Origin of the sequence: Bradyrhizobium sp. NAS80.1 (genome assembly GCF_001908205.1) — a bacterium.
In the GTDB taxonomy this organism is placed as follows: Bacteria; Pseudomonadota; Alphaproteobacteria; order Rhizobiales; family Xanthobacteraceae; genus Bradyrhizobium.
The window spans coordinates 1-13,650 of the sequence record NZ_LGHL01000130.1 but is presented as its reverse complement, the minus strand read 5'-3'; the positions used below and the strand labels follow the sequence as shown (position 1 = coordinate 13,650).

Sequence of the window (13,650 nt, the reverse complement as noted above, 5' to 3'; positions counted from 1 at the left end):
AAACGGGCTTTCTTGAAGTCAGTTTGTCGCGAGTTGTCCCGGGTAGCGCTGGCTGCAAAAACGGGGCCTGTATATCGTCTACGTATGCGTCGTTGCGTGCAGGCGTGCAACTTTCGAAAGGCCGGCGCGATTTAGCCGAAGCTCAATGGCGATAACTAAGCTGTTCCACGAGGGACAGTTCACCCGAGGGGTGCGACACAATGCGTGACTGTTTGAACCACCGTGCAGGCTTTGACCGCGTCTTGATGACGGTCGCGGCGACCTTCCTCACGGTATCGGCCAGCTCAGCCCTGGCGCAGGATCAGGCACGCAGCAGCGCCGCCGAACTCGCGATCGAAGCCGCAATCCCGCGCCCCGAGCCGGCCAACGTCCCGCCTCCGACCGCATCCGACATCAAGCTCGACACCACCGCGACGGTTCATGACTCCGCGTCAGAGCCTGCCAAGCAACCAGTGCAGGCCGGCGCCGCACCGGCCGCCGACACGGTCGAGACCAAGCCTTCCGACGTCGCGACCACGCCCGCCACCGAGGCGCCGAAGAGCGAGACGGCCAAGACCGAACCGGCGACGGCCGAGCCCGCGAAGGCCGACACTGCGACTGCAACGCCGGCCGCCCCCGCAGCGCCCGCCACTGCAGCGGCTCCGGCCGAGCCGCCGAAGGAGATCGCCAAGGAGCCGGCCACCGAGCCCGTGAAGGCCGCGAGCAACGTTCCCGCCGCCGACCAGCCGGTCGCCGACAAGCTGAAGGACATTATCGGCGCGAAGACCTCGCGCCATTTCGACCGCAAGAACGAGCGCGCCGCCGTCGAGAAGTTTTACGGTGCACGCGACTTCGCGCCGGTCTGGACTCAGGGCGGCAGCCTGACGGCCGCGGCGAAGGGCGTGATCGCGCGGCTGAAGGATGCGGCCTCCGACGGCCTCAACGCGAGCGACTATCCGGTGCCGGATTTCGCTGCGGCGACCACGCCCGATGCGCTCGCCGATGCCGAGTTGAAGCTCACCGCCAGCATGTTCGACTATGCGCGGCAGGCCCAGAGCGGCCGCATGCACTGGTCGCAGGTCAGCGCCGACATCCTCTATCCCGAGCATCCGGTCGATCCGAGCGAGGTGCTCACCAAGGTCACGACCGCTGCCGATGCCTCCGCTGCGCTCGACAGCTACAACCCGCCGCAGAAGCTCTACAAGGAGCTGAAGGCGAAGCTCGCACAGCTCCGCGGCCAGGGCGACGGTCCGGCGATCGAGATCGCCGACGGCCCGGCGCTGAAGTACATCCCGGCCCGCGGCAAGAAGCAGGCCGAGGTCGTCGTCGAGGATCCGCGCGTGCCGCAGCTCCGCGCCAAGCTCGGCATTACCGAGAATGCGAGCGACACCCGCTACGACGCAACCGTCGCCGAAGCCGTGCGCAAATTCCAGAACGGTGCCGAAATGAAGGCCACCGGCATTCTCGACGACAAGACCGTCAAGGCGCTGAACACACCGAAGCGCGACAAGCAGATCGACGTGGTGTTGGTGAACATGGAGCGCTGGCGGTGGCTGCCGCGCGACCTCGGCGCGCCTTCGCTGGGCGATGCCTATGTCATCCTCAACATTCCCGACTATACGCTGAAGGTCATGCAGCGCGGCGAGCAGGTCTGGACCACCCGCGTCGTCACCGGCAAGCCGGGCACGCATGCGACGCCGCTGCTCACCGAGACGATGAAGTACATCACGGTCAATCCGACCTGGAACGTGCCGCCCTCGATCGTCTACAACGAGTACCTGCCGGCGCTTCAGCAGGACCCGACCGTGCTGCAGCGCATGGGCCTCAAGCTCGAACAGAACCGCGACGGCTCGGTGCACATCTCGCAGCCGCCCGGTGAAGCCAACGCGCTCGGCCGCATCCGCTTCAACTTCCCGAACAAGTTCCTAGTCTATCAGCACGACACGCCGGACAAAAACCTGTTCGGCAAGGAAGATCGCGCCTTCAGCCATGGCTGCATGCGCGTGCAGAACCCGGACCAGTACGCGTCCGTTCTGCTCAACATCGCCATGCCGAACGAGAAGTACACGCCAGAGCGCGTGCGCAGCATGTACGGCAAGAGCGAGATCGACCTGAAATTCCCGACGCCGATCCCGGTGAACCTCACCTACCAGACCGCGTTCGTGGACGATGGCGGCAAGCTGCAATTCCGCAAGGACGTCTATGGCCGCGATGCGACCATGATCAACATCCTGAAGAACAACCGCGGCAAGGACCTCGAGGCCATCGTTGCGCATTCCCAGCCGAGCTATTCGCGCCCGGCAACGACGCTTCCGTCTGGCGTGGCGGTGGCCAATAATGGCGGCGGCTTCGGCTCGTCAGGCCCGAATTTCTTCGAGCGGCTGTTCGGGGCGCCGACCCCGCAGCCGGCTCCCGTCGGCCGCCGTCCGCAGCAGCGGGTGTTTACCCGCTGAGGCCCGGCTCGGCCCCGGCGACCTGTTTCATGAAAATCTGCAATAAAATCAGCGCCCTCATCCCCTGGATGGGGGGCGCTTAACGTTTAACCATTCTCCACCTGCCCTCGGGCAGCGGGCGTTTTTTTGCCACACTCAACCGTTTAGGATCATATCCTGACTTGGTTTGGGGGCGGGAAGGTCAACCTCGAATTAACCTTCTTGCTTTAAGAATGCGTTCATCCTCTTTCGCGCGCTACGGGGTTGGCGGGAGAGTCCATTTTGAACGCTCGTCGACTGGGTGGGCTCTAACGTGCTGACTGGTCTCGCACGCCAATTTGCGGTGCTGTCGTTGTCCCATGCGGGAATGAAGGCCGGATCCCGGATCGGCCTCGCTTCCGTATTACTACTTGCCGCCGCAGGTTCTGTTCATAACGCCGCTGCGCTGAACGAAACCAAGACGCTATCCTTCCACCACACCCATTCCGGCGAAGACCTCACCGTCACCTTCAAGCGCGACGGCCGCTACGACGAAGCGGCGCTGAAGCAGCTCAACCACTTCCTGCGCGACTGGCGCACCCAGGACGAGACGGTCATGGACCGTCACCTCTTCGACATCCTCTGGGAAGTCTATCGCGACGTCGACGGCAAGCAGCCGATCCAGATCATCTCCTCCTACCGCTCCCCCGCCACCAACGCCATGCTCCGCCGCCGCTCCTCCGGCGTGGCGCGCTTCAGCCAGCACATGCTGGGGCATGCGATGGACTTCTACATTCCGGGCGTGCCGCTGGAGCAGATCCGCTTCGCCGGCCTGCGCCTGCAGCGCGGCGGCGTCGGCTTCTATCCGACCTCCGGCTCGCCCTTCGTGCACCTCGACACCGGCAGCATCCGGCACTGGCCGCGCATGACGCATGACCAGCTCGCCCGCGTGTTCCCGGACGGCCGCACGGTGCACGTGCCGACCGACGGCGTGCCGCTGAAGGGTTATGAGCTCGCCAAGGCCGACATCGAGCGGCGCGGCAACGGCGACGACGCCGGCGGCAAGCTGAATTTCTTCGCCGCCCTGTTCAAGGGCAAGTCGACTCCGGCCGCGGCGAGCAGCGACGAGGATGACGAGGGCGCCGTCGCCACGAAACCGTCCGCACCGACCGTGGTCGCCGCCGCAGCCAAGCCCGCCGATCCGGTGCCGACGCCGCGCGCCAAGCCGCAAATCGCTGCTGCGCTCCAGCTCGCCTCGGCCGATGCGCAGGTCGCTGCGCCGCCCAAGCCGAAGCCGGCGCCCGTGGCTGACAAGCCGACGGCCGGCAAGCCGGAGACCCCAACCGACATCATCAATGCCCGCGGCTTCTGGGACGATGTCCCGGCCACGCCGCAGCAGGCGACGCCGGCCCAAATCGCCGCGCTGAAGGCCCGCCAGGCGCTCGCCGCCGCCACCGATCCGCAGCCGACCGCAAGCGTCTCCAATGCGGCCTATCAGGCGCTGGCCTACGCGCCGGCCTCCGCCTCCCCGGTCGACCGCGCCAAAGTCGTCGCCGCCTCCGCGCCTATCCCGCACGCGGCTCGCCCCGCAGCCGCGACCCGCGGCCTTGCGCCCGCGACCGAGATCAACACGGTCGTCGGCAAGAGCGTCGATGGTAAGGTCGCGACCGCGACGCGCCTCTCTGCGGCCAAAGGTGAGAGCGTCTGGCTCAAGATCGCGATGCTGTCGCCGAGCGCCAGCCGCGCGATGTCGGTAACGCTGATGGGCGAGCTCGATACGGTTGCGCTGCGTGGCTATTTCGTGAAGCCGCAGACCGTGATCGCGATGGGCTTTGTCGACGATCCGATGCAGGGCCTGTCCTGCGAAAACTTCTCGGGCTCCGCCACAGCGAAGCTCGAGACGACGTCGTTCGTCGTGCGGACGGCCGCGTTGCGCTGAGACTGATCGCCCTCCTCGTTTCCAGGAATTCAATCTCGTAGCCCGGATAAGCGAAGCGAAATCCGGGCTACAAGTTCGCAACTACTATCGCGTTCTCTTGGCCCGCCGATCGAGATGGTAGGTCAGCGCCAGCGACAGGCAGACCGTGAGCTCCTGCTTCGGCAGCTTGCCCGACACAGGCAACAGCAAAGCCCGGGTCTGCCGGTATTCGAACTGATCGGGAAAGCGCTCGCGGAACGTGTCGACCAGCGTCGTCTTGCAGTTGAACAGAATGGCGGCCTGCTCGGAGTCCTTCACACGCCCGAGTCGAATCGTGCTGCCGCTGCCGGTCTCATCGGTCAGGTAAGCAGGCTCGCCCCATTTCAGCGTCTCTGTGATCCGGCCGACACCCTCATGCGCCGCGGCGGTCGCGAAGATCAGGTCGCGCACCTGAAGCAGCCGCTTGCCGATCGGCGCCGGGAGGGCGCCGAAGGCACGGTTCACCTCGCGCGGCAGCGGCGGCGCAGTCACACTGGTCTCCGTTCACTAACGAAGTGCAAGACGCGTGATTTGTAGCCCGGATCGAGCGCAGCGCAATCCGGGACCCGCCGACGAGCGCTTTGACGGCGTTCGATCGATTCTCTGTTAGAGCATAGCTCTCGGTAGACGCTTCGGTAGCTGTTTGGCTTCCGGCATTGAACAAACATGACAACGTCCTTTCCAGGCTGCGCGGTTTCGCCGCAATGCATCTGGAGCAACCGATACCTATACTTGATCTTGTCATGACCTATTTCGTCGACATTGATCCGCGCATTGCGCGGTTTGGTCTGCACGCCGGTCGCCTTCAAGCAGGCGGTTAGCCGGACGGCTGTCGCGCCGTCCGGGCTCTTTTCCAAGCTTTTTGACTTACCGACCAAGGTCGGCTCGTTGAAGCAGAAGGAGTTTGCCGTGCAGCCGCTTCCGAAAATCGCACTCGCCGCATCCGATTATCCCCGCCTGGAAAAGCTCGCACGCGTCGCGGCTCAACAGGGGGACGCGACCGGGATCTTCCTCGCAGGCGAAATCGACCGGGCCAAAATCATACCCGACGAAGCAAGCGAGGTCGCATCCGTGGTCACCCTCGGATCATGGGTCACGTACTGGATAAACTGGGGTGTTCCATCCCGAACCGTGCAACTGGTCTGGCCCGACGAATGTTCGCAGGATCCCTCGCGCGTCTCGGTTCTGTCGCCGCTAGGCGCGGCCCTTCTCGGGCTGCGAGAGGGCGATCGGATGCCCTACTCCGTCGGAGGATGCCTCAACCTCGTAACGGTGCAGAGTGTGAGCCAATCGGGGCCGAATGTAGTGCCCTTGTTTCGGCGTGGCACGACAGCGAGACCATCATCGCCTGGCGATGATCCGGGACCGACGGCCGCCTAACAAGAAAGGAGAAGCACATTGAACAATCTTGAAACGAATGTCGCCGGCAACAAAGAGCTTGCGCTTCCATCAATCAGGGTCAGTGAAGGCGATCTGCGGCGCCTCACCTCGCTCGCGGACTCAACGATGGAGCTCTTTCCACGTGTCGCTCAGTTTCTGGCTCGGGAACTGGACCGTGCGACTGTGGTCCCGACCGAAACGGATTTGCATGGCGTCATCAGGATGGGCTCCGAGGCGACCTACCGGGACGAGGAATCTGGCGCGACCCGAACAATCGTGCTGGTCTATCCGCACGAGGCGAACATCGAACGCAATCGCGTCTCGATCCTCACGCCCGTCGGAGCCGCCCTTATTGGGCTGTCTGCGGGACAGCGGATTGATTTCCAGGCGCCCGGCGGCGAAGCCAAGGGACTTACTGTCCTTGCCGTGTCCGAATGACACCCACTCGTCGCGCGAGCTATCTCGCGCGGCGGTGGTGGAGCGGTCACAATCTGTCCCGCACAGCGTCGCGTCGGGTTTCGGATCAGGCCGGCAGGCCAGCCCTGAGCAGGCCAGACTCGTAGCGTTGACGATCAACATCCCGCTTGTAGTGCTGCGTCGTGAGGTGGGTCGCCACCGAAAATGTCGGCTCGCGCTTGAGGACTTCCGCCGTGTGAGCCCCCGCCGCAACCGCGTTGCCCATTTGCGCGAAGATCGCTGCAAGGAAGGCGTGATGGGTATGATCGGGCCGTGTGATCCGTGAAAAGGCTTGAGCCGCCTCGGCGTATTTCTCGGCACAATAATACGCGCGCCCGAGATGGCTCCAAAAACGTTCCGGATGATAAGGGTTCAGCCGCATCGCCTTCTTGATCCAGTCAATACCTTCCTCGGGCCGGCCCAGCCAGGTCAGCAATTCGCCCTGTTGCACCACGACGAGGTCGTAGTTCGGGTTGAGTGCGAGCGCCCGCTCCTGATGGTACGTGGACGTCTCATGGTCGTCGCGGTTCAAATTCAGTGCGGCGAGAATCCGATGGACGTCGCTGTCATTGTCGTCGAGCCCCAGCGCGATCTCCAGTTCCGACGCCACCTGCTGGAAGGTCGCATCTCGATCCGCACACCAGCCGTAGACCCAGGTCTGGCCCAGGACGCAGGCTTTCCACGCATGTGCGTGCGCGTAGTTCGGATCGAGCGCGATGGCCCGGTCGAGCAGGTGCAACGACTGCGAATTGTCTTCCCGGTTCGAGCGGTGGTGCAGCAGCTTTGCGGCCAGCACGCATTCGTAGGCCGCCATGTTGTCGGTCGTCTTGCGCTTCGCCCGGTCGTGCGTGGCGGCCTCGACGCGGCCAGGGAGCGTTGCAGCGATCGCACGCGTGATTTCGTCCTGAATGGCGAAGATGTCCCGCAGCTCGCCGTCATAGCGTTCGGCCCAAATGTGCCGGTCGATTTCCGCATCGATCAGTTGCACGGTGACGCGGACGCGATCCCCGACCTTTCGCACGCTTCCCTCGATGACGTAGTCGACGCCGAATTCGCGGGCGACCTCCGGCACCTTCACCGCCTTGCCCTTGTACACGAAGGTCGAGTTGCGGGAGATGACAAGCAGCTCGTGGAAGCGTGAGAGTTCTGTAATGATGTCTTCGGTCAAACCGTCGGCAAAGAACTCCTGCTCGGGATCGCCGCTCATGTTGGCGAAGGGCAATACGGCGATGGATGGCTTCTTCGAAGCCCCTGCCGCCGTGCCCGTCGCGCCGGACGGTGCGCCTGACGACCCCTGGTCGAGCCGAATCCGGAAGACATGGATGGGACGCGCGATGTTCTTGACGCTCTGGTCGCCGAGATCCTCGAACTCGAAGCCATCAAGGCGCTGGCCGAGTTGCTCGCGCACCGCGCTCGAGATGCAGATGCCTCCCGGCTCGGCCAGTGCCTCCAGCCGTGACGCCACGTTGACGCCGTCGCCGAAAATATCGTTCTGGTCGACGATCACATCGCCGAGGTTGATGCCGATGCGGAACTGTATCCATCGCGGTGGCGGGACGTCGGCATTGCGCCGGACCATCCGCTCCTGAACCTCAGCCGCGCACAGCACGGCATCGACGACGCTGTGGAATTCCACCAGCAGACCGTCGCCCGTCGTCTTGATGATGCGGCCGTGATTCTTCGCAATCGCCGGGTCGATGAGTTCGATCCGGTGAGTCTTGAGGCGCGCGAGCGTCCCTGCCTCGTCGACCTCCATGAGCCGACTAAAGCCGACCATGTCAGCGGCGAGGACCGCAGCGAGCCTGCGCTCTGGTCCAGGCACGTCCATTGCTCGGTCCCTTCGCCGAGCATTCTAGCAGACGAACGGGTTTTGCCCAAACTGGCCACGCTTCAGGAGCAGGCTTGGCCAGAGCCCCGCAGCGCTCAGAACGGCTCGCCCAGGGCCGGGCCTCGACGCCTCACAGCATCCCCAGCGCCTGCATGTAGGTCTCGAGAATCGTCTCGGCCTCGGCGCGCTCGTTCGGGTCCTGCTTGCGCAGGCGCACGATGGTGCGCAGCGCCTTGACGTCGTAGCCGTTGCCCTTGCTCTCGGCGTAGACGTCGCGGATGTCGTCGGAGATCGCCTTCTTCTCTTCCTCCAGCCGCTCGATACGCTCGATGATGGACTTGAGCTGATCCTTGGCAAATTTCGTCGCGGGCTCGTCGTCGCGGACGGCGGCGGAGGTGGCCATCTTGGTACTCCCAATGAAACTGGCAAAACGAGGTGACGCCGGCATCGTCACCGCGCGTGCTGGCTAGACCCTTAGGGTTGGTGCCGACTGCGTTCAAGGCAGCATCGCGCTCGTCCACAGCGCGCCCACACCTTCCTGCGGCGGGCTAAAGAAAGCTGTTGTGTGGTGCGACTCAGTGCGTCGGCAGGAAGCGGACGAGGCCGTTCAGTGCCCGTGCCCGGGGTGGACCTTCTTCATCGCCTCGAGCTGCTCGGGCGTGGCTGTGCCCTGGTACTTCGACTTCCAGGCCTCGTAGGGCATGCCATAGACGGCCTCCCGGCTCTCGTCCTTGCTCAGCGCGACGCCCTGGGCGTCGGCGGCGTCCTTGAGCCAATTGGACAGGCAGTTGCGACAGAAGCCCGCCAGATTCATCAGGTCGATGTTCTGGACGTCCGTCCGCGTCTTCAAATGGTCGACCAGGCGCCGAAAAGCGGCCGCCTCAAGCTCCGTTCTGGTTTTGTCGTCGATTGCCATAGCTGGATTCCTTGGCTCTGCCCCCGATGGGGGTCACCCTTACGGGATCAGGTGGTCCCTGTCACAGATTTTGCCATATCGCGGCGCAAACGGGCCGAAAGCCGGCTCTGAGGCAGTTCCCCGCCCCTACGCCAAATCGTCAATGATCTGGTATACGTTTCGCGACAATGATCGCCGAATCTCCCCGCTCTCCCCTTCGCCTGCTCGCCCGGTTGGTCCCGGTGCTGGCGGTTGCCCTGCTGTGCCTCTGGACCAGCCCTGCTTCCGCCGATTTCCGCCTTTGCAACAACACCTCGAGCCGGGTCGGTATCGCGCTGGGCTACAAGGACGCCGAGGGCTGGACCACCGAGGGCTGGTGGAACATCTCCTCCCGCTCCTGCGAGACCCTGCTGCGGGGAACGCTGGTGGCCCGCTACTATTACATCTACGCCATCGACTATGACCGTGGCGGCGAATGGTCTGGCCAGGCCTTCATGTGCTCGCGCGACAAGGAATTCACCATCCGCGGCACCGAGGATTGCCTGGCGCGCGGCTATGACCGAACCGGCTATTTCGAGGTCGACACCGGCGAGCAGCGCGCCTGGACGGTGCAGCTCACCGATGCCAACGAGCAGCCGTCACAACAGCAGCGCGTGCCAGGCTTGCCCGGCCCGGTTGGCCCCGGCGGGGTCCCGGGTTTGCCCAATGGGCCGCCTGGTGGTACGCCCCCCGCCGCGCCTGGCCTCCCGCCAGCTGCCGCCCCGCCCCCGTCTGGAAGTAAGCCATGAGGCGTCTCCGCCGTATCAAGATTCTCGCGACCCTAGGACCCGCCTCTTCAGACCTCGCGATGATCCGTCGCCTGTTCGAGGCCGGCGCCGACCTGTTTCGCATCAACATGAGCCACACCCCGCATGACAAGATGCGGGAGCTGGTGGCAACGATCCGCAACGTCGAGAGCAGCTACGGCCGGCCGATCGGCATCCTGGTCGACCTCCAGGGCCCGAAGCTCAGGCTCGGCGCCTTCGCCGAAGGGGCGGTCCAGCTCCAGAATGGCCATACCTTCACGCTGGATTCCGACAAGACGCCCGGCGATGCCACGCGCGTCAATCTCCCGCATCCCGAGATTCTGGCCGCGCTGCGGCCCGGCCATACGCTGCTGCTCGACGACGGCAAGGTGCGTCTGATCGCGGAGGAGACCTCGAAAGAGCATGCAGTGACGCGCGTCGTGGTCGGCGGCCGGATGTCCGACCGCAAGGGCGTCAGCCTGCCCGACACCGACCTGCCGGTCTCGGCAATGACGCCGAAGGACCGCGCCGACCTCGAGGCGGCCTTGACCACCGGCGTCGACTGGATCGCGCTGTCGTTCGTGCAGCGCGCCGATGACGTGCTCGAGGCCAAGAAGATGATCCGTGGCCGCGCCGCGGTGATGGCCAAGATCGAGAAGCCGCAGGCGATCGACCGCCTCGCCGACATCATTGAGGCCTCCGACGCGCTGATGGTGGCGCGCGGCGACCTCGGCGTCGAGCTGCCGCTGGAGCGCGTGCCGAGCCTGCAGAAGCAGATGACCCGGATGGCGCGACGCGCCGGCAAGCCGGTCGTGATCGCGACCCAGATGCTGGAATCGATGATCCAGTCGCCGGTGCCGACCCGTGCCGAAGTCTCCGACGTCGCCACCGCCGTCTACGAAGGCGCCGACGCCATCATGCTGTCGGCGGAATCGGCGGCCGGGAAATTCCCGGTCGAGGCGGTCTCGACCATGAACCGCATCGGCGAGGAGGTCGAGCGCGACCCGACCTATGGCTCCGTCGTCGCAGCCCAGCGCCCCGCACCCGAAGCCACCGCCGGCGACGCCATCGCCGACGCCGCACGGCAGATCGCCGAGACGCTGGATCTTCCCGCCCTGATCTGCTGGACCAGCTCGGGCTCGACCGCCACGCGCGTCGCGCGCGAGCGGCCCAAGCCCCCGATCGTGGCGATCACGCCGAACATCTCCGCTGGACGCCGGCTCGCCGTCGTCTGGGGCGTGCATTGCGTGGTGGCGGAAGACGCGCGCGACCAGGACGACATGGTGAGCCGCGCCGGCCAGATCGCGTTCCGCGACGGCTTCGTCCGCGCCGGCCAGCGCGTGATCATCGTCGCCGGTGTGCCGCTCGGCATTCCCGGCACCACCAACATGGTGCGCATCGCCTCGGTCGGGCCCGAGGGCGACGCCAATATGTAGGTCCGCCGGCGCGCGGCAGACAAAAATATCGAAAACAACCCCATGCAAAGTAGCCGGTTAGTCTGGCGAGCTTGCTGCGGTTTTTCGAAAAGGCGTGCTCAGGCAACGGCCTGAGCGCGATGAGGCCTCCGCCTCGATCGCTCTTCGACTTTACGGACTTTACGCCCCCACCAGCGCCTTCGTGGTGGGCAGCAGCGTCTGCTGCACCACAAGGCCGCGGGCGCGGGCATCCATGACGCCGACGGCGCGCAGCGCGAGCAGCGTCACGGTCTGCACCGCATCGCGCATCCTGGCGGTATCGTCGAGATTATCAGGCGCGAGCGGCCCGACCAGCGCCTCATGCAACGCGCCCAGCAGCGCGGTGGCGGCCAGCGCGGTGTCCTGCGCAGGCAGGTGACCGGCGCGCACGGCGGCATCGATCCGCGAGGCGATCTCGCCCGCGATCTCGCGCCGGCTCGCCAGGCGCGAGGCGCTGACATCGACATCAACAGGCTCGGCCAGGATGCCCCAGGCCAGCCTGCGCTGCGACAGGGTATGGACCGCCACAGTAGTGACGGCGGCAGCCAGCGCCGAGGACGGACCGGGCGCGGCATCGGCCGCCCGGCGGATCGCCGCCAGCTCGTCGCGGGAGACCTCGGCGATCAATTCAGAGATCAGCTCGGCCTTGGAAGGGAAGTAACGGTAGACCGTCCCGGCCGCGACATTGGCGCGGATCGCGACCGGTGCGATCTGCACCGCCGCCATTCCGCCTTCCGCCGCAGCCTCCCGCGCCGCCGTCAGTATCGCACTGCGCCGCGCCGCAAGGCGCTTAACTACTTGATGCGTCCGCCGATAAACCATGGCGCGCTTCCTGTCCCACACGCCCGCCGCACGCCCTGCGGCCGAACGCTTCGTCGCTCAATTCGCTGCAAATCGCCCCGCAAGGAGTGAACAACTATTCAGAGTGGATGACAAGATGCAAATGCGCGAAGCGCCACGCCATGCGGTGCAACCGCAAATACCTAAAATCGCATCGAGATGATTGATGAAGGGCTGACCACGATCGTTACTGCCATTTTAAGCCAGATCCGCGACTGTACTTCGGTACTGCGATCCCAATTCGGTGCAGCATGGTCGACACGGACGCCCGGACCGCCTGGCAGCTCTTCCACCTGAACTGGCTTCCCATCGCAGCCATGGGCGGCCTGCTGGCGCTCGGCCTCCCCGTCACCGACCTCAGTCTCGAGCCGGTCGCGTACGGCGTGACGCTGACAATCGCCGCGTTCCTGCTCGCCGTCGCCTATTGCCACCGGACGGTCAAAGGCGAGCTTGCGGATCCGAAGCTTGTGTTTTCGCTCGGCACGATCGGACAGATCATTCTCACCTGCGCCATCGCCGGACCGCTCAGCTACGTCGCGGGCAAGATGAACTGGCCGCTCCAGGACCACGCGCTGCTTGCGATCGACCGCGCGCTCGGGCTCGATCCCGAACCGATCGCGCGATATGTCAACGACCATCCCTGGCTCGCAGACTGTCTTGCCCGCGGCTACGGACTGATCAAATGGCCGCTGCTCGGCATCCCCGTCGTGCTGGCACTGACGGCGCGTTATGTGCGGCTGCAATTGTTCATGCTCGCAATGAGCCTCGCGCTCGCCGTCACCATCGCGATCTCCGCCGTGGTGCCGGCGATCGGCACCTATTACGGACTGCAACTGCCGGCCGCGCACTTCCCCGAGATCAACACCGCAATCTATGCCGGACAGTTGCGCGACATCCTCGCACTTCGCGACGGCAGCCTGCACGAGCTCCGGCTGTTCTTCCTCTCCGGCATCGTCTCGTTTCCGAGCTTCCACGCCGCATCCGCCGTGCTCTACATGTGGGCGCTGTGGCCGGTGCGCGGCATCGGTGGCATCGCGGCCGCGCTCAACCTCTTGATGATCGCGGCGACGCCGGTAATTGGCGCGCATTACCTCATCGATGTCGCCGGCGGCATCGCAGTCGCCGCGGCCTCGATCTGGGCGGTGAAGGCCTATCTCGAATGGATGGGCCGAGCGTCCGTGTCGGCTACGCCTGTGCCGGCACCGGTCTGGCAGACCAGCCTAGCGGAATGACGGCGCGATAGATCGTGGCAAGCGCCGTAGGGTTGGCAGAGGCGAATAGCGTCGTGCCTACCATCTCTCCTCAACCTCGATTGATGTGTGCGCATGCTGACGCTTCCTCGTCATTGCGAGCGCAGCGAAGCAATCCAGGAGCCTTTCCGCGGAGGCAGTCTGGATTGCTTCGCTGCGCTCGCAATGACGTTGTGGATACACCGTGCCCATCATCTACGGCGTGCTTGTGATGCTGGGCACGCTTCCGCCTTCGCTCTTTGAGCTCGGCGGGCAAGTCGCTTTGCGCACCCTACGGGCTCCTTGATGCCATGCGCCCAATCGGCATAGGGGGGCGACCTTGTGAGGTCGCTCCCCTGCCACACCACCCGGCATGCGGGTCCGCACCGGGCGGTTCGAGAAGTTGAGGTCATGAGAGTCGGGGTAATCCCAGCCG

12 protein-coding genes are annotated in these 13,650 nt (G+C 65.0%); 7 read left to right on the top strand and 5 right to left on the bottom strand.

Annotated features, from left to right (window positions below):
• Positions 1 to 200: 200 nt before the first annotated feature.
• Together AC629_RS28150 and AC629_RS28145 are read left to right on the top strand one after the other, a co-directional pair.
• Positions 201 to 2,432, top strand: a complete 2,232-nt coding sequence (locus AC629_RS28150; RefSeq protein ID WP_084808144.1) for a L,D-transpeptidase family protein — start codon at positions 201 to 203, stop codon at positions 2,430 to 2,432.
• A 280-nt stretch (positions 2,433 to 2,712) separates the two neighbouring features.
• A complete protein-coding gene (locus AC629_RS28145; RefSeq protein ID WP_143199507.1) occupies positions 2,713 to 4,329 on the top strand; it encodes a peptidoglycan L,D-endopeptidase MepK in 1,617 nt (538 codons plus the stop codon).
• An 84-nt stretch (positions 4,330 to 4,413) separates the two neighbouring features.
• On the opposite strand, the gene AC629_RS28140 is transcribed toward AC629_RS28145, so the two are convergent.
• Positions 4,414 to 4,839: a hypothetical protein gene (locus AC629_RS28140; RefSeq protein WP_084808142.1), complete on the bottom strand. Its 426-nt coding sequence runs from the start codon at positions 4,837 to 4,839 to the stop codon at positions 4,414 to 4,416.
• A gap of 417 nt (positions 4,840 to 5,256) precedes the next feature.
• On the opposite strand from AC629_RS28140, the gene AC629_RS28135 reads away from it, so the two are divergent.
• Both AC629_RS28135 and rnk read left to right on the top strand, forming a co-directional pair.
• The gene (locus AC629_RS28135) at positions 5,257 to 5,727 is read left to right on the top strand and encodes a GreA/GreB family elongation factor (protein WP_245332020.1); all 471 of its coding nucleotides are present in this window, start codon (positions 5,257 to 5,259) and stop codon (positions 5,725 to 5,727) included.
• An 18-nt stretch (positions 5,728 to 5,745) separates the two neighbouring features.
• The gene (gene rnk, locus AC629_RS28130) at positions 5,746 to 6,165 is read left to right on the top strand and encodes a nucleoside diphosphate kinase regulator (RefSeq protein WP_084808141.1); all 420 of its coding nucleotides are present in this window, start codon (positions 5,746 to 5,748) and stop codon (positions 6,163 to 6,165) included.
• An 85-nt stretch (positions 6,166 to 6,250) separates the two neighbouring features.
• Here the strand turns inward: rnk and AC629_RS28125 are convergent, their stop codons facing one another.
• From AC629_RS28125 to AC629_RS28115, 3 genes are all read right to left on the bottom strand, one after another.
• The gene (locus AC629_RS28125) at positions 6,251 to 8,011 is read right to left on the bottom strand and encodes an adenylate/guanylate cyclase domain-containing protein (RefSeq protein WP_084808140.1); all 1,761 of its coding nucleotides are present in this window, start codon (positions 8,009 to 8,011) and stop codon (positions 6,251 to 6,253) included.
• A gap of 130 nt (positions 8,012 to 8,141) precedes the next feature.
• The gene (locus AC629_RS28120; protein WP_018641571.1) at positions 8,142 to 8,414 is read right to left on the bottom strand and encodes a DUF2312 domain-containing protein; all 273 of its coding nucleotides are present in this window, start codon (positions 8,412 to 8,414) and stop codon (positions 8,142 to 8,144) included.
• A gap of 204 nt (positions 8,415 to 8,618) precedes the next feature.
• Positions 8,619 to 8,927 carry a DUF1244 domain-containing protein gene (locus AC629_RS28115; protein WP_084808139.1) on the bottom strand — a complete coding sequence of 103 codons (309 nt, stop codon included), beginning with the start codon at positions 8,925 to 8,927 and terminating at the stop codon, positions 8,619 to 8,621.
• Positions 8,928 to 9,094: 167 nt separating this feature from the next.
• Between AC629_RS28115 and AC629_RS28110 the strand changes: the two genes are divergently transcribed.
• Positions 9,095 to 9,694, top strand: coding sequence for a DUF1036 domain-containing protein (locus AC629_RS28110; RefSeq protein ID WP_084808138.1), 600 nt, complete (start codon positions 9,095 to 9,097; stop codon positions 9,692 to 9,694).
• On the top strand, positions 9,691 to 11,127 hold the full coding sequence (pyk, locus tag AC629_RS28105) for a pyruvate kinase (RefSeq protein WP_084808137.1): 1,437 nt from the start codon (positions 9,691 to 9,693) through the stop codon (positions 11,125 to 11,127). Before AC629_RS28110 ends, pyk begins: the two co-directional genes overlap by 4 nt.
• A gap of 159 nt (positions 11,128 to 11,286) precedes the next feature.
• On the opposite strand, the gene AC629_RS28100 is transcribed toward pyk, so the two are convergent.
• Positions 11,287 to 11,967 (bottom strand): TetR/AcrR family transcriptional regulator, encoded by a 681-nt coding sequence (locus tag AC629_RS28100; RefSeq protein ID WP_084808162.1) that lies wholly within the window; start codon positions 11,965 to 11,967, stop codon positions 11,287 to 11,289.
• 269 nt (positions 11,968 to 12,236) lie between these two features.
• Here AC629_RS28100 and AC629_RS28095 point away from each other — a divergent pair, with 269 nt between their 5' ends.
• On the top strand, positions 12,237 to 13,217 hold the full coding sequence (locus AC629_RS28095; protein WP_084808136.1) for a phosphatase PAP2 family protein: 981 nt from the start codon (positions 12,237 to 12,239) through the stop codon (positions 13,215 to 13,217).
• The last annotated feature ends 433 nt before the right edge of the window (positions 13,218 to 13,650 follow it).

Bases quoted from the DNA above. Each gene is read 5' to 3' on its own strand.
- AC629_RS28150 (WP_084808144.1), top strand. From the start codon at position 201: ATGCGTGACTGTTTGAACCACCGTGCAGGCTTTGACCGCGTCTTGATG.
- AC629_RS28125 (WP_084808140.1), bottom strand. From the start codon at position 8,011: ATGGACGTGCCTGGACCAGAGCGCAGGCTCGCTGCGGTCCTCGCCGCT.
- AC629_RS28120 (WP_018641571.1), bottom strand. From the start codon at position 8,414: ATGGCCACCTCCGCCGCCGTCCGCGACGACGAGCCCGCGACGAAATTT.
- AC629_RS28115 (WP_084808139.1), bottom strand. From the start codon at position 8,927: ATGGCAATCGACGACAAAACCAGAACGGAGCTTGAGGCGGCCGCTTTT.
- AC629_RS28110 (WP_084808138.1), top strand. From the start codon at position 9,095: ATGATCGCCGAATCTCCCCGCTCTCCCCTTCGCCTGCTCGCCCGGTTG.
- pyk (WP_084808137.1), top strand. From the start codon at position 9,691: ATGAGGCGTCTCCGCCGTATCAAGATTCTCGCGACCCTAGGACCCGCC.
- AC629_RS28100 (WP_084808162.1), bottom strand. From the start codon at position 11,967: ATGGTTTATCGGCGGACGCATCAAGTAGTTAAGCGCCTTGCGGCGCGG.
- AC629_RS28095 (WP_084808136.1), top strand. From the start codon at position 12,237: ATGGTCGACACGGACGCCCGGACCGCCTGGCAGCTCTTCCACCTGAAC.